20 protein-coding genes are annotated in these 14,737 nt (G+C 33.4%); 15 read left to right on the top strand and 5 right to left on the bottom strand.

What is annotated here, in order from left to right:
- The first annotated feature begins 23 nt into the window (after positions 1 to 23).
- The 8 genes from CN946_RS01965 to CN946_RS01930 all read left to right on the top strand — a co-directional run bounded on the left by CN946_RS01965 (position 24) and on the right by CN946_RS01930 (position 5,952).
- Positions 24 to 1,010, top strand: coding sequence for a GNAT family N-acetyltransferase (locus CN946_RS01965; RefSeq protein ID WP_098859673.1), 987 nt, complete (start codon positions 24 to 26; stop codon positions 1,008 to 1,010).
- A gap of 43 nt (positions 1,011 to 1,053) precedes the next feature.
- Positions 1,054 to 1,596, top strand: coding sequence for a GNAT family N-acetyltransferase (locus CN946_RS01960; RefSeq protein WP_098859672.1), 543 nt, complete (start codon positions 1,054 to 1,056; stop codon positions 1,594 to 1,596).
- Positions 1,597 to 1,621: 25 nt separating this feature from the next.
- A complete protein-coding gene (locus tag CN946_RS01955; RefSeq protein WP_176547165.1) occupies positions 1,622 to 2,065 on the top strand; it encodes an SRPBCC family protein in 444 nt (147 codons plus the stop codon).
- A 2-nt stretch (positions 2,066 to 2,067) separates the two neighbouring features.
- Complete coding sequence (locus tag CN946_RS01950) at positions 2,068 to 3,186, top strand: GAF domain-containing sensor histidine kinase (RefSeq protein WP_098859671.1); 1,119 nt, start codon at positions 2,068 to 2,070, stop codon at positions 3,184 to 3,186.
- A 13-nt stretch (positions 3,187 to 3,199) separates the two neighbouring features.
- Positions 3,200 to 3,847 (top strand): response regulator, encoded by a 648-nt coding sequence (locus CN946_RS01945; RefSeq protein WP_098859670.1) that lies wholly within the window; start codon positions 3,200 to 3,202, stop codon positions 3,845 to 3,847.
- A gap of 49 nt (positions 3,848 to 3,896) precedes the next feature.
- Positions 3,897 to 4,850 carry a ketopantoate reductase family protein gene (locus tag CN946_RS01940; protein WP_098859669.1) on the top strand — a complete coding sequence of 318 codons (954 nt, stop codon included), beginning with the start codon at positions 3,897 to 3,899 and terminating at the stop codon, positions 4,848 to 4,850.
- Positions 4,851 to 4,984: 134 nt separating this feature from the next.
- Positions 4,985 to 5,533 (top strand): NADPH-dependent FMN reductase, encoded by a 549-nt coding sequence (locus tag CN946_RS01935; protein WP_098859668.1) that lies wholly within the window; start codon positions 4,985 to 4,987, stop codon positions 5,531 to 5,533.
- Positions 5,534 to 5,550: 17 nt separating this feature from the next.
- A complete protein-coding gene (locus CN946_RS01930; protein ID WP_098859667.1) occupies positions 5,551 to 5,952 on the top strand; it encodes a VOC family protein in 402 nt (133 codons plus the stop codon).
- A gap of 554 nt (positions 5,953 to 6,506) precedes the next feature.
- Here the strand turns inward: CN946_RS01930 and CN946_RS01925 are convergent.
- Positions 6,507 to 6,944, bottom strand: coding sequence for a YmaF family protein (locus CN946_RS01925; protein ID WP_098859666.1), 438 nt, complete (start codon positions 6,942 to 6,944; stop codon positions 6,507 to 6,509).
- A 154-nt stretch (positions 6,945 to 7,098) separates the two neighbouring features.
- Between CN946_RS01925 and CN946_RS01920 the strand changes: the two genes are divergently transcribed.
- From CN946_RS01920 to CN946_RS01910, 3 genes are read left to right on the top strand one after another with little or no spacing between them, the layout of a single operon-like run.
- Entirely contained in the window at positions 7,099 to 7,590 is a 492-nt protein-coding gene (locus tag CN946_RS01920; RefSeq protein ID WP_353616182.1) for an Lrp/AsnC family transcriptional regulator, read from the top strand.
- A 9-nt stretch (positions 7,591 to 7,599) separates the two neighbouring features.
- On the top strand, positions 7,600 to 8,214 hold the full coding sequence (locus tag CN946_RS01915; protein ID WP_098859664.1) for a LysE family translocator: 615 nt from the start codon (positions 7,600 to 7,602) through the stop codon (positions 8,212 to 8,214).
- 23 nt (positions 8,215 to 8,237) lie between these two features.
- A complete protein-coding gene (locus CN946_RS01910; protein WP_098859663.1) occupies positions 8,238 to 8,729 on the top strand; it encodes a LysE family translocator in 492 nt (163 codons plus the stop codon).
- A 183-nt stretch (positions 8,730 to 8,912) separates the two neighbouring features.
- Here CN946_RS01910 and CN946_RS01905 read toward each other — a convergent pair whose 3' ends face one another.
- Positions 8,913 to 9,164, bottom strand: coding sequence for a hypothetical protein (locus CN946_RS01905; RefSeq protein ID WP_098859662.1), 252 nt, complete (start codon positions 9,162 to 9,164; stop codon positions 8,913 to 8,915).
- Positions 9,165 to 9,435: 271 nt separating this feature from the next.
- On the opposite strand from CN946_RS01905, the gene CN946_RS01900 reads away from it, so the two are divergent.
- Both CN946_RS01900 and CN946_RS01895 read left to right on the top strand, forming a co-directional pair.
- Entirely contained in the window at positions 9,436 to 9,864 is a 429-nt protein-coding gene (locus tag CN946_RS01900; RefSeq protein ID WP_098859661.1) for an Rrf2 family transcriptional regulator, read from the top strand.
- 139 nt (positions 9,865 to 10,003) lie between these two features.
- Positions 10,004 to 10,645 (top strand): NAD(P)-dependent oxidoreductase, encoded by a 642-nt coding sequence (locus CN946_RS01895; RefSeq protein ID WP_098859660.1) that lies wholly within the window; start codon positions 10,004 to 10,006, stop codon positions 10,643 to 10,645.
- Positions 10,646 to 10,729: 84 nt separating this feature from the next.
- Here the strand turns inward: CN946_RS01895 and CN946_RS01890 are convergent, their stop codons facing one another.
- Genes CN946_RS01890 through CN946_RS01880 form a run of 3 tightly spaced genes read right to left on the bottom strand, consistent with a single transcriptional unit; the run spans position 10,730 to position 12,104 of the window.
- Positions 10,730 to 11,362 (bottom strand): hypothetical protein, encoded by a 633-nt coding sequence (locus CN946_RS01890; protein ID WP_098859659.1) that lies wholly within the window; start codon positions 11,360 to 11,362, stop codon positions 10,730 to 10,732.
- Positions 11,363 to 11,373: 11 nt separating this feature from the next.
- Positions 11,374 to 11,778: a permease prefix domain 1-containing protein gene (locus CN946_RS01885; RefSeq protein ID WP_098859658.1), complete on the bottom strand. Its 405-nt coding sequence runs from the start codon at positions 11,776 to 11,778 to the stop codon at positions 11,374 to 11,376.
- The gene (locus CN946_RS01880) at positions 11,775 to 12,104 is read right to left on the bottom strand and encodes a PadR family transcriptional regulator (RefSeq protein ID WP_097973583.1); all 330 of its coding nucleotides are present in this window, start codon (positions 12,102 to 12,104) and stop codon (positions 11,775 to 11,777) included. The genes CN946_RS01885 and CN946_RS01880 overlap by 4 nt, the downstream gene beginning before the upstream one ends.
- Positions 12,105 to 12,335: 231 nt before the next feature.
- Here CN946_RS01880 and CN946_RS01875 point away from each other — a divergent pair, with 231 nt between their 5' ends.
- Both CN946_RS01875 and sigJ read left to right on the top strand, forming a co-directional pair.
- The gene (locus CN946_RS01875) at positions 12,336 to 13,640 is read left to right on the top strand and encodes an NAD(P)-binding protein (protein ID WP_098859657.1); all 1,305 of its coding nucleotides are present in this window, start codon (positions 12,336 to 12,338) and stop codon (positions 13,638 to 13,640) included.
- A 20-nt stretch (positions 13,641 to 13,660) separates the two neighbouring features.
- Positions 13,661 to 14,545: an RNA polymerase sigma factor SigJ gene (sigJ, locus tag CN946_RS01870; protein ID WP_098859656.1), complete on the top strand. Its 885-nt coding sequence runs from the start codon at positions 13,661 to 13,663 to the stop codon at positions 14,543 to 14,545.
- Positions 14,546 to 14,737: the final 192 nt, after the last annotated feature.

The raw sequence follows: 14,737 nt of genomic DNA, 5'->3' as shown, positions 1-14,737 counted from the left end.
TAAAAGTTGCAAGGAGGTTTGTTATGAAATTTATCGCGTTCGAAAATATACACTTAGATGAAGCGGCTAGTCTTTTGGCTATCCGTCATATGTATGACCGAAGTATAAACCCTGAATTACCGTCTAAATTTGAAGAGGCTAAGTATGCTAAGAAAGCTATTGAGGCACTTTTTAATGAAAAGGATAGTTTTGGTATTGCAGCGATAAATGATTCCAAGTTAGTTGGCTATATGATTGGTTCAATTCAAACAGATAAAAATCGAGAAAGGCATACTTGGATTAAATATGCAGGGATGGCCATAGCAGAAAGTGAAGATGAAGAATTATATCGTGAATTATATGCAGTGTTTGCCAAGAAAATGGTAGAGCTTGGTTCGTTTAATCATTACGTAATGGTACCAAGTGGAAATAAGTCTACTATAGATGCTTGCTTTCATTTAGGATTTGCCTATGAGCAGGTTCATGGTATACGTGATTTGTCGGTTTCGTCGGATAAAGTATTTGAAGATATACAGATTCGAGTGGCTACTAGTGAAGATGAAAAAAGAATACGTGATTTAGCAACTGTGATTATGGAACATCAAGCGAAGTCACCGGTATTTGCACCAGGGTTTATTGAAGAAAGAGATGACTATCAGGAAGGTTACGCAGGAATTATTAATGATGAAGCTGCAACGTTATGGTTAGCGCTCTATCAAAATAAGATTGTAGGTTTTCAAGTATTTGAATCAGCGGCAGCATCAGATGAGAATTTATTAATACCTGAATCTTGCATTAGTTTAGTAGTAGGGGCAACGGTCGAATCTTCTCGCGGAATGGGTGTTAGTACGGCCTTATTACAGCATGGACTTACTTTTGCTGACAAAGAAGGCTATAAACTTTGCGAAACAGATTGGAGAATAACAAATTTAGAATCCTCGAGATTCTGGCCAAAAAATGGTTTTAAACCGATAGCATATCGTCTAGTTCGTAAGATCGATCCAAGAATAATTTGGGCAACAGGCGTTTAATGGGTCAGGAAAAAGCAGGGAAATTAGGGAGTGTAGGAAACAGATGAAATTAGTTGGTAATAATATATATTTAAGACATTTAGAAGTTGCAGATGCAGAGGATTTTTTATCATATGAAATTCGAAATAGAGAGTTTTTTAAACCTTTTACATATATAAAAGACGAGAGTTTCTATACTTTGGAAGCTCAGCAGGATCGTATTAAGTCATATAAAGAGAAAAGCGACAATGACCTGTATTATGGCTTTGGTATCTTTTTAAAGGAAACAGACGCTTTTATAGGTTTTACGATGCTAGCAGAGGTTTTAAGAGGAGATTTACAAAGTTGTTTTGTTGGTTATTCTTTAGATGAACAACAAAATGGTAAAGGATATACAACTGAAGCTGCAAAGTTAGTTGTAGAATATGCCTTTAATGAATTAAAATTGCATCGCATTGAAGCAGGTGTAATGCCGCATAACATTGGTTCAATAAGAGTATTAGAAAAAGCGGGTTTCCATAAAGAGGGAATTGCTAAGAAAAACGTTCGAATAAATGGGAATTGGGAAGATCACCAAATGCTAGCTATAATTAATGAAAATGAATAACTATCTAACTTTTGGAGGGATTAATATGAGTATTATTAGTTATCCAGATTTATCAAGTAGACCACATAATCTCACTGTGGAACGAGTAATGGAAAATTCTATAGATGTGTTGTATGAAGCTTGGACAAAAAGATTTGGTGATTGGTTTGCTGCACCAGGTTCAGTGATTATGAAGGCAGAGGTTAATTCTGTATTCTTCTTTGAGACGCATTTTGAAGATAAACGCCATCCTCATTATGGTCGCTTTTTAAAGCTTGAGCACAACCAACTTGTTGAGATTACTTGGTTCACTTCTGGATCAAAAACGGAGACTGTAGTCACTGTAGAGTTTTCAACAAATGAAAGTGGAGCAGCGGTTATTAGATTGACACATGCAGGATTCCCTGATGAAATATCAAGAGACCAACACGAGCAAGCGTGGCCAATGGTGCTTGAACAACTTGATCGTCGAATGAAGGAATTAGCATAAGTATGAAAAAAGAATCATTTCTTTTAGAGCTACAAGTATTAAAAGAAATTGCTGAAATATTAAACGAGGGTACTGATTTGAACAGTACCCTCAATTGTGCCTTAGCCAAATTAGTTCAAGTTACGGGTCTAGATACAGGATGGATTTTTTTAATTGATAAAAATGGGGACTTTGAATTAGTCGCTTCACATGAATTACCTCCAGCTCTTATGAACGAAGAGGCTAAGCCTATGTGCAATGGGGATTGTTGGTGTGTAAATAAATATAATACTGGCAGACTTAATAAGGCATCTAACATTATGGAATGTAAAAGATTAGAAGACTCAATTATTCATAATTGGGGAGAAACAAATGGTGTCACCCATCATGCGACTGTACCACTACAAGCAGGAGAAGAATCTTTTGGTTTATTAAACGTTGCTGCTTCTAATAAATTAAAATTTGATCAGGAAGAATTGAATTTACTAGGCGCAGTTGCGTTGCAAATTGGAACAGCAATTAAACGAATTCAATTAACTGATAAGGTAAAAGAGTTTGAGTTGATTCAAGAAAGAAATCGTCTTGCAAAGGACTTACACGACTCAGTTAGTCAATTATTGTTTTCGATTAATGTGACTGCTAAAGCAGGTGCAAATGTATCCGACAGTCCGAAGTTAAAGGATACATTTAGTCATATTCAACAAATTGCCCAAGAAGCACAGGCAGAAATGAAAGCCTTAATATGGCAGCTTAGACCACAAGGTATTGAAAAAGGCATAGTTAGTGCATTAATTAACTATGGTGAAATGCTAGGATTAAAAGTAATTAGTAATGTAAGAGGAACAACGATCTTACCTTCTAAAATAGAAGAAACATTATGGCGCGTAGGTCAGGAAGCGTTTAATAATTGTAGAAAACATTCAGGACAAAATACGGTGAATTTACAGTTATCAATCAGTACAAAGAAAGTAAAAATGACGATTCGAGATCAAGGTGTAGGTTTTATATGCCCAAAGGATGTACAAATTCCAACATTAGGTTTGAAAAGCATGAAGGAAAGAGTCGAATCGATAAAAGGGTCGTTTTTAGTTGAAAGTGATTTGAATAAAGGAACTAAAATTACGACGAATATCCCTTTTTAAGAAGGAGAGTTTTATGTCTATTAAAATATTAATTGCTGATGATCATCATGTAGTTAGGAGAGGGCTTATTTTTTTCTTAAATACGCAAGATGATATCGAGGTTATTGGAGAAGCATCGAACGGAGAAGAGGCATTAAGCTTAGTAAAAGAGTTAAGACCTGATATTGTTATCATGGATTTAGCCATGCCAGTTCTAGATGGAATTGAAGCAACCAAAAGAATAAAAATAGAGGGCTTAGCAGTTAAAGTAATGATTTTAACTAGTTTTTATGATCAAGATCATATTTTACCTGCTATTGAAGCGGGTGCATCCGGATATTATTTAAAAGATAGTGACCCAGATGAGCTCGTTTTCGCAATCCGAAAGATACACGGTGGGGAAAAACAGTTTCATTCGAAGGTTACGACACAATTAGTTTCCGCTTTAACTGGGAAGATAGAAACGAAGAACGATGAGTCATTTCAAGACAAATTAACTAAACGAGAAATGGATGTATTGAAGGAAATTACGAGGGGAAAGAGTAATAAAGAAATAGCAGCGTCTTTATTTATTACAGAAAAAACTGTAAAAACCCATGTTTCGAATATTTTAGCCAAGACTCAGCTTCAAGATCGAACTCAATTGGCACTATATGCAGTACGAAATGGGATTTTGAAATAGACAGTAGTAAGTCACAGATTTTTATTTTTTAATAGAAAGGAAGAGTGTTATGCGAATTCTTGTATTAGGAGCTGGAGGAATTGGCGGCTACTTTGGAGGACGCTTAGTGGAAAAGGGAGAAGATGTTACATTTCTAGTACGAGCTAATCGAAAAAAACAGCTAGAGGAAAATGGTTTAGTCATTCGTAGTGTGAATGGTGATTTTTCATTTCAACCGAATTTAATTACTGCAAAGAGTCCTGCAGAGATTTTTGACATTGTACTTTTCTCGACTAAGTCATATCATTTAAGCAACGCCATTCTGGATGTAAAACCGTTCGTAGGTGATCAAACTGTTATTTTACCACTTTTGAATGGTATTGCTCATCTAAATCCCTTAAAACAGGCATTTGGTGAAGATAAGGTTATAGGCGGTTTATGTTTTATCGAAACAACTTTGAATGAAGCCGGGGAAGTTGTTCAAACAAGTAAAGCTTCAAGACTTGTATTTGGTGAATTCTTAAGCAAAGAAACTGACCGTATTAAAACAATTGCTGATGCATTTAGCGGTTCAAAAGCTGACTTTGTCCAAAGTAAGAAGATTGAACGCGATATGTGGCATAAATATTTGTTTATTACTGTAATGTCTGGCGTTACGTCTCTTATGCGTGCCCCAATCGGTCCAATTAGAGAAAGTGACGGTGGAAGAGCAACGATCCGTGAATTATTTGAAGAATGCGCTAATATTATGAGATCCCATGGTGCACCAATTTCTGAAAATATTGTGGATGAGCATATGAAATCAATCGATGCTCTTGGATATGATATGAAGTCCTCTTTGCAGAGGGATATGGAAAAATGGTCATTGGTAGAAGGGGATCATTTGCAAGGGTATTTACTAGAACTTGCAAAGAAAAAGGATATTACTGCTAAATTACTTGAACTAGTTTATCAAAATATTAAAGTTTATCAACAAATGAATCAAGAGCGTAGTAATCGAGAAACCGAACGTTTATCAGTTTGAAATCTACAACTTTAGTTGTAGATTTTTTTCATTTTTGTATACTCCTAAACGAGTAGAAAAGTTCTATCAAACGACTGAAGTTCGGACTTTATTAATTGACTATACTAAAGGTACGAATTAAAGGAGTGGAAAATATGAATATTATAATGATTAATGGTAGTCCAAGAAAAGAAGGTCGTACCGGTAAATTAACTACAATCATCTCAAAAAAATACAATGTAAAAACAATTGATTTAAGTGAACTGGTATTACCAATTTATAATGGTCAAGAGGAGCAAAATGAAATAGCTAATATCCAAAAACTAAGATCACAGCTAGAAAATGCTGATGCTATGATCATTGCAACACCGGAATATCATGGTGGAATGAGCGGAGCATTAAAAAATGCTTTTGACTTTTTATGTAGTAAGCATTTTAAAGATAAGCCAGTTGCAATATTGGCTGTAGCCGGAGGAGGAAAGGGTGGCATTAATGCACTTAACAATATGAGAATTGTTTTAAGAGCATTATATGCAAATGTTTTATCGAAACAAGTTGTGATTGATCCATTAGACTTTATATCAGAAGGTACTGCGTTAGAAGAAAATACATCTTATTCAGTAGATAGCTTATTTCAAGAATTGAAGCTCTATATACAAATATCAAAAAAGCTAAATGAAGAATGGGCAGCATCAAACTATTAAAGGATAAGGTGATGACAATGGAAAACTGGGTTCAGTTAAGAATTGCAAGACCTACAAACCAATTAGCTGAAATAAGTAAGTTCTATGGAGAGGGGCTAGGCTTAAAACGTGTGGGCGGTTTTCAAAATCACGACGGGTACGATGGAATCATGTTTGGTTTACCTAATGTTGAATACCATTTAGAATTTACTCAACATATTGATGGGAGCCCATGTCCTGCCCCAACAAAGGATAATCTCTTAGTATTTTATATACCTCATAAAGCTGAAATAGATCTTGTCAAAAACCGATTAAATCATATGGGTTATATTGAAGTTGAACCTGAGAATCCTTATTGGCTCGGAAAAAGTATTACATTTGAAGACCCGGATGGATGGAGAATTGTGTTAATGAATACTGAAGGATTGAGGAATACTTAGGATTTCATAAAAAAACGAAGAGGGTGTCCCAAAGCTTTTTAGGGAACCCTCATTTTTATACCTATAAATAAGGTTTGAATAATAATTAAAAGAAGATGCATGTCGAAATTAAGTTTTAGAGCTGCAAATGAGTGATTGAGAATTGCAAATAAGGAGTGCATGCAGTTTTGCTAGTTTTATTTGCGATTTATAAATTTTAATTGCAGGCCACTGTTTATTTGCAACAAACTACCATTTAATTGTGCATAACTGCAATTAAATCCCAAAGAAACGCAAATAAAATTAAAAATTACCCATACCAGTTAAGGTATTATGACTTGAATATTGGCTAATAGTAGATACTTTCAGATAGAATGCTAGCAAATCATGCAAATCATGCTCTAATTCTTACTAAATCGAATAAAAAATTATTAAAATCTGTGGATATCTTTAAAAATGATCGATTGTATCGGCTACTAATAAATGGGTTGGCTGAGATACCTCCCAAACCACAAAATAATAATTATGTATATTATATTGAATGAAATATACATAAATTGAATTTTTCGATTTCCCTATACTAATGGTCTATCAATTAATGTTGCGAATTCAAGATCGTGTTCATGATCATCATTGATCGTTGTCATTCCTTTGACAAAATGAACATGCTTACCATTTCCTACAGGTATTGGGGGGCCAGTTTCAATAATAACCTCGTGATGATGATCTAGAAAATCTGTATTTACTACTATTCGGTGTATATGACTGTGTCTTCCTTTGGGAATGACTTCACTTGTCACTCCAGCAAAGCGATGATTATGTCGATCGTCATCTTCTTCTGCTAATTTAGTACTAGCTACAAATTCATGTACATGTGTTTGAGGTTTTTCTTCTTTCTGTTTTTCTTCTGCCTCTTCGTTTGATACTTTTTCTACTTCTTCATTAGACTCTCTTTCTCTTTCTCTTTCTCTTTCTCTTAGTCTTTTTCGATATTCAAACGGGTCTCGTTTCATAAAATGACGCCCCTTTCAATAAAGATTGTCTTCCTTTTTTATCTTATTAGCACTCGTAAATAAATATGTTTCTTAAACACTCTAATTAACGTGTTTTTTTTATTTAGAAATATTGAATCACTTTCATAAAAAAGGTAAAATAGTATAAAAACTTATTAAAAGAAGGTGTTTAGAGATAGATACTTACGATTTAAAAATTATTAGTCGTTTAATGGATAATTCTAGAATAAAGTGGGCGGATTTAGCTAGTGAGGTTGGCTTGTCAGCTCCGGCTACTGCTGAACGTGTTAACCGATTAGTTGAACAAGGTGTGATTAAAGGGTTTGGTGTGCTAGTTGATGCAGAAAAAGTTGGAAGTGAATTAACTGCGTTTGTAGCTGTCTCGCTTGAGCGACCTGAAAATAGAGCTCCTTTTTTAGAGCTTGTTAATCAATTAGATGAAGTGCAGGAATGTCACCATATTGCGGGTGAAGATGATTATTTACTAAAAATAAGAAGTAGAAATACAAAAGACTTGGATCGAGTAATTAGCCATGAAATAAAAGGATTAAAGGGCGTAATAAGAACAAAGACAACCATTGTAATGGATTCAACGAAAGAAACCTTTCGACTGCCATTACAAAAACATAAATTTTCTATAGAGTAGGAGGGCAACATGAATCTTGAATTTTATATTAAAGGATTAATAATTGGCTTATCAATTGCTGCACCTGTTGGCCCAATTGGAGTAATGTGTATCCGTAGAACTCTAGCTTATGGAAGAATGGTTGGTTTAGTTTCTGGTCTTGGGGCTGCGACTGCTGATGGTATATATGGTTTAGTTGCAGGCTTTGGATTAACTGTCATTATGAATTTTTTGATTGGTCAGCATTTTTGGATTCAGTTAATCGGTGGTGTCTTCCTTTGTTATTTAGGTCTAAAAACACTTATTTCAAAAGCCAGCTATACTCAATCTGATACGCAGAAGAAAAATCTAATTAATGCGTTTTTATCAGTTTTATTTTTAACGCTGACAAACCCAATGACAATTCTATCGTTTATCGCCATTTTTGCGGGATTAGGAATCTCGAATTCAGATAGCAATATTGTTTCTTCTGTCATTTTAGTATTAGGTGTTTTTTGTGGTTCAAGTTTGTGGTGGGTAATTTTAAGCAGTGGTGTGGGACTATTTAGAAATCGAATCAATGATCGGTCTTTAACATTAATTAACCGTTTATCAGGTGTTATTATTATTATTTTTGGTGGCATAGCTTTATATGGATTAATGTAAAGTAAGCGTAAGAGGGCATTAAGATGTTATTAATAAAAAGTTTTATTTTAGGTTTATCCGTTTCAGCACCTGTTGGCCCGGTTGGTTTATTGTGCATACAAAGAATTATATCTAGAGGAAAAACAGCTGGATTTATGACAGGATTAGGAGCCTCATCGGCTAATTTATTTTACGCAAGTATTGCCGCATTTGGTTTTTCCATCGTTTCATCATTTTTAATAGAGCAGAAATTTGTTCTTCGAATCGTAGGTGCAATATTTTTATTTTATTTAGGAATTAAAACCTTTCTAAAAAGACCTGCTAAATCTGCCTCAAATTTGGAGGGTGAAAGCATGGTTAGCATGTTTCTCTCTACATTTTTATTAATGATTACAAATCCTGTAACAACTTTAAACTTTGTAGCAATGTTTGCAGGACTAGGTTTTGACCAAGGTTCTACATCAATAGGATCGGCAGTTTCACTAATTATAGGTGTTTTTTTTAGGAGCGGTTTCTTGGTGGCTTATTTTAAGTAGTGTAGTTAGTTTGTTTCGAAATAAAATTACAAATCACTTAGGATCAGTAAATAAAATAGCTGGTTTAATGATTGTTGTTTTAGGAATTATGTCATTTATTAAGTAAAGAAGGAAGCTATATACTAGTAGCTTCCTTTTATTTTTTGATTGTTTCTTGTTCCCTAGTATCAAATGGATCGTCTTTTATTTATTGTAAAAAAACATGACATACCAAATTCCAACCGTTAGGAATGCACCTAATGCAATAAATATTGCTTTATATACCCAATGGGGCAAGAAGAATAATATAGCACCTATTCCACTAACACCATTTCCTCCAACTCCACTATTTTTTAAACCTGCATGAGCTTCTTTTTTATACATAATTCCAAAGACCAGTAAAAACAAACCTATTATCGTAAAGCAAATTAGATAAGCAATATCGTTTCCATTCATATTCTTCACCCTTTTTATTAATCTTTTTTATAATTTAAGGATAAATTACCTTTTATTGTTGTTCAACCATTTTTTTCCAATTTCAAGTTAATTTTAACCACTTAGGCACTGGTCTGAGTTTCCTTCTAATAGTAGCCGTTAACGATTTTCTAGCGTTTAACTTGCTTTATTAAATAAAAAAATATATTCGAGCATAATTTTGTGTAAAATAAATAGTATTGACAATTAATAAATGTTGTAACTATAATAGTTACATCGGAGGTTGAATCCTATGAAAATCAGTAGTCGTTTTACCGTTGCTGTTCATATTTTATCTTTGGTCACGATTGAGAATAGTACGCTTTGTACTTCCGAATGGATTGCAGGAAGTGTAAATACAAATCCAGTCGTAATTAGAAGAGTAATGGGAAAACTTAAGAATGCTGGCTTAATTCAAGTCCGTCGAGGAACAGGTGGAGCTACACTTCATAAGTCTCTAAGTGAAATTACTCTTTTAGATGTTTATAGAGCGGTTGAAGTTGTAGAAGAAGGAGAACTTTTTCAATTTCATGAGAAACCGAATCCGAATTGTCCAGTCGGTGCAAATATACAAGCTGTGCTAGAACTGATCTTAAATCGAGCACAAGAAGCAATGGAAAAAATACTGGATGAAGTTACTATGGAAGAATTAGTTACAGTATTAAGTAAAAAAATTGGATAATATCATTCAATTTTTTTTGTAAATGATGTAACTATTGTTGTTACATCGGATATTATATTTTTTTAAACTTGTTGTAACTGTTTTAGTTACGACTATGAGTTCAAAACAACTTTTAAAAATTTAAGGAGGAAGAAAAAAGATGAAAATTGGTATTATTGGAGCAACAGGAAAAGCAGGTAACCTTATTTTAAAAGAAGCAGTAGAAAGAAGTCATGAGGTAACAGCAATCGTGAGAAATGCTTCTAAATTAACAAATAATGAAGTATCAGTATTGGAAAAGGATTTATTAGATTTAAATTCAGCTGACTTAAAGCAATTTGATGTTGTTGTAAATGCATTTAAAGCAGCTGAAGGTCATGAGAATCTTTATATTGAAGCTGGGAATGTTTTAATAAATGGTTTAAAAGGTATTAACGATACTAGATTAATTGTAGTTGGTGGAGCTGGAAGCTTGTATGTTGATGAAGAAAAAACGATTCAATTAGTTGACACTCCTGAATTTCCAAAAGAATATTATGCTACTGCATCAAATATGACAAAAGGTCTTCACGACTTACAAAAAACAACTGATATTAAATGGACATTTATTAGCCCAGCGGCATTTTTTGATCCGAATGGTAAACGTACTGGTGCTTATCAAAAAGGAAAAGACAATTTTATTGTTAATAAAAAAGGGAATAGCTACGTAAGTTATGCTGACTATGCAATTGCATTATTAGACGAGATTGAAAATCCACAGCATATTAATGAACGATTTACTTTGGTTTCTGAAGCAGAATAAGTCTATGAAGCGATTCTTTATGAGAATCGCTTTTCTTATTTATAAAAAAAAAGACCTCATTGTATGAAGTCCACCAATTATTGCCTATATTTGTTTCTTTTTATAGCCATAAAAATACATACTTAGAGGCCACCAAATAACTGCAAAAATTGGATATACAGCCCAAATTGTATCTGGGGATGAAATGATATTTACAATGATAAAGAAAAGACTAATTAGTATGCTAGCTGTAAACGAAAATGCTACAAATGAATTTCTATTCGCATGATAAATTGATAATGGCCACCAAATAATTGCAAATGCCGGATAAATGACCCAAGGATAATCTGGAGAAGCAATAAAATTCAAAAACCCATAGTATGCGATCGTAATGATACTGCCAAGGAGAGCAATCGGTAGTATTCTAGCATTCTTACCTAAATACATGAGAATTGGCCAACTAATAATTGGAAAGGCAGCATAGAAAAACCAAAGATAATCAGGTGAGTGAACTAAGTTCTCCGTTAACAAGAAAGCTAGTAGTACGATGCTACTAAAGAGTGAGAATTGCTTCATCGATCTTTTTCCAATGAAATATAAACTAATTGGCCAAAATAAAATGAAAAAACATGGGTAAATGAACCAAATCGTGCTAGGAGATGTAATAAAATTAACGAGCATAAAAAAGACCATTGTCATAATACAGCCTGCAGTTGCAAAACCGATATAATTTTTCACTGTTCTTCACCTCACTTTTTACGTTGCCAGTAGAAATACATTGAAAGGGGCCACCATAATAGACCGAACGTTGGGTACACAAACCAGATAGTCTTCGGAGTGTAGTAAAAATTAATAAATAAGAAGAAAGCGATTAGTAAGCCACTACCCCAAATTGAATAGGATAAATTTAGTTTTGCAAAATTTGCTTTCTTGCTATCTAGTTTTTTAACACCAAGTTCTCTCTTTAATTCCTCGATGTCTCCAAATTCTACAATTGCTTTGTTTATAGCATCTTCTTCTTCCTTACCATTTTCCATTAAAAACATAACTTTTTCTTCTAAGTTCTGAATGATCTCTTGTTTAACTATTTCTGACTGTTCAGTTTTAGGAACATCTTTAAATAGTTCTTCAATATGTTTTCTAATTTTTTTCATTCTATCTCCTCCATGAATAGATCAATTATTTCTTTTACTTCCTGCCATTCTTTTACTAATTCACTTAAATATGCTTTACCTAATGAAGTAATTTTGTAATATTTTCTTTTTCCACCGTGTGTAATATCACCAAAATAAGCTTCCACTAATTCCTTTTTTTCTAAGCGCTGAAATACAGCGTATAATGTTGCTTCTTTTATTTGAAACCGATTGTCTGTCCGTAATCCAATTTCTTGAGAAATCTCATATCCATAGCGGTCTTTCTCAGAAATGAGCTTTAATATGATTGAGTCAAGATGTCCGCGTATGATGTCGCTTCTAACCATAAGTCACCTTCTATAATATTATTCTATCTGATAGAGTAATGTTAACAATAATTACTCTATCTGTCAAAGTAATTTTATGTTTTTATGGTAATGACTATTCGAGAGAAGTGAAATAAGCCAGTCCGAAGCCTAAAAAAATTATTTTTTCTTTGTCCTGCTCTACTATATGTCACATTTTTTGTATTTCATTCGTCTTAATTAGTGAAGAAAAGGAAAGGGAGAGATAATATTATGAATTTAAATCAAATAGATGGTCATCAAAAATGGGATGTTACTGTATTAGGTGGTGGTATTGCGGGGTTAACTGCTTCGATTTACTTAGCTCAATCAGGTAAAAAAGTACTTCTATTGGATAAAGCATCTAAATTAGGTGGGAGAGGTATTTCTAATACAATTGGCGATGCGCATTTAAATCTTGGAGCACACGCATTATATACAAACTGTATCGAAATTTTAAATGAAGTAGGTGTTACTGTTTCTGGTAAACTTCCAAAATTGAGTGGAGCATTTATTCTTGGAGATCAATCTAAACAAATGAAAATAATTGAGGCATTTAATTTATTTTTGAGTAATCATTTAAAATGGAAAGAAAAAATGGAATTTATTCGATTTTACCGACATATTCGTAAAATGGATTTAGATGAAATCAATGATATTAGTTTAGAAGAATATTTAAATAGAATAATAACAAGTCATCGTGTAAAGAATTTAATTTTAGCCTTTATACGCGTATCTACGTTTACTAGTAATTCTGAAATAATAAGTGCCGGAGTGGCAATAGGTCAGCTTCGTAGCGCTAAAGTATTGTATATAAACGAAGGATGGCAATCAATTGTTAACGACCTAATTAAAAAGGCGAATCAACTTGGTGTTACGATTCAAAATAGTACAGTAGTGTCTAAAATTACTGGCTCTTATCCAAACATAAATCTTATCTTGAAAAATGATACTAGGATCAACACCAGCTGTTTGCTATCGACAATTAATCCAATTGATTTAGTTAAGTTAATCGATGAGCCAATCTCTGATTCATTTTTGCAAAAATGTAATCAAATGATTCCAGTAAAAGCTGCATGCCTTGACCTTGTAATGAAAGGTTTACCAAATCCAAAACTTAACTTTGCTTTAGGTGTTGATCAACCATGGTATTTTTCAAATCATTCAACAGTAGCTAAATTATCGAATAAAGAAGGCGAAATTGTAGTTCATCTAATGAAATATTTAAACTCGGTCAACGAAACAGATTCTGTAAAAGATGAGGAAGAACTAGAAAGCTTACTTGATTTACTTCAACCAGGTTGGAGAGACTATGTAATTTCACGTCGCTATCTTCCTAAGCTTATTGTTTCTAACGACATAAAAAAGCCATTTCATAAATTAGAAAATCATCTATCAAATAGTGAAGTTGGCCTAGAAGGGATTTATGTTGCAGGAGACTGGGTAGGGGAGACAGAACTTTTATTGAATGCATCACTAAAGAGTGCAAAAATTGCTACTAAACTTATAAATGAGAAGCTTGAACTTCAACTAATTTAAAATAGAGGAGAAGATACTTCATGGAAGTAGATTATCTATATTCTCAATATAAACCACTTTTATTTTCAATAGGATATAGTATGCTTGGTTCGGTTGAAGATTCGGAGGATTTGGTGCAGGATACTTTTCTCACAGTTCAAAAGATGAATCAATCAACCACAAAAGAAGAGCCGAATAATATAAAAGCATTTCTATGTAAAATTATGACAAATCGTTGCTTGGATTTATTAAAATCCTCAAAAAATAAACGGGAAGTTTATATAGGACCGTGGCTTCCAGAACCGATTATTCAACACTTACCTGAAGATTTACATGATGATCCGATGGAAAAGATGGTTTTAGATGAAACGATAACCTATGCATTTTTAGTTTTACTTGAACAGTTAAATCCAACCGAAAGAGCAGTATTTGTATTACGTGAAGCCTTTCAGTTTGACTTTCGTACAATCGCAAATATTTTAAATAAAACCGAATTGAATTGCCGTAAAATTTTCAGTAGACTTAAGCGTAAAGTTCAAAGTAAGGATGTAGTTGAAAAACGTAATTTAAATCAAGAGCTAGCCATTGCAAAACGATTTATTGAAGCTGCTGAAACAGGTAATTTAGATATGCTAATATCACTTTTAACGGAAGATATTACACTAATTACTGACGCCGGTGGCAAAACGAAAGCTGCTCTTCGTCCAATCAATCTACAGAAAAATGTTATTGCATTCCTTGTTGGAGTGAGGAAGAAGATTAACTCCCCATCCGAAACCGAAATTGCTTTGATCAATAATCAAATTGGATTAATTGTTAAAAGTGAAGGCGAGGAGCCAACCGTTATTTGTTTTGAAATTGAAGGAGAGCGTTATCGAAGTATTTATATGCTTCGAAATCCGGATAAGATAAGATTTTTAGGTTGATTATCAGGTAACATTTTAAACATTAGAACAGGGTGTCCCACTTTTTATGGGATACCTTGTTTTTATAAGGTAAGAAAATGAAAGCATCTTACTCATAGAGGGTTCATGAGTAAGTACGAAAGCAAAAATAAGAAAAATACTAACTCAAAAAAGTAAAAGGGGTAAGTCTAATGGTCTTATCCCTGTCAAGTA

The organism is Bacillus sp. AFS053548 (assembly GCF_002575105.1).
Taxonomy (GTDB): domain Bacteria; phylum Bacillota; class Bacilli; order Bacillales; family Bacillaceae_G; genus Gottfriedia.
Note: the sequence above shows the minus strand (reverse complement) of the source record. Positions and strands in the feature narration are given on the sequence as shown.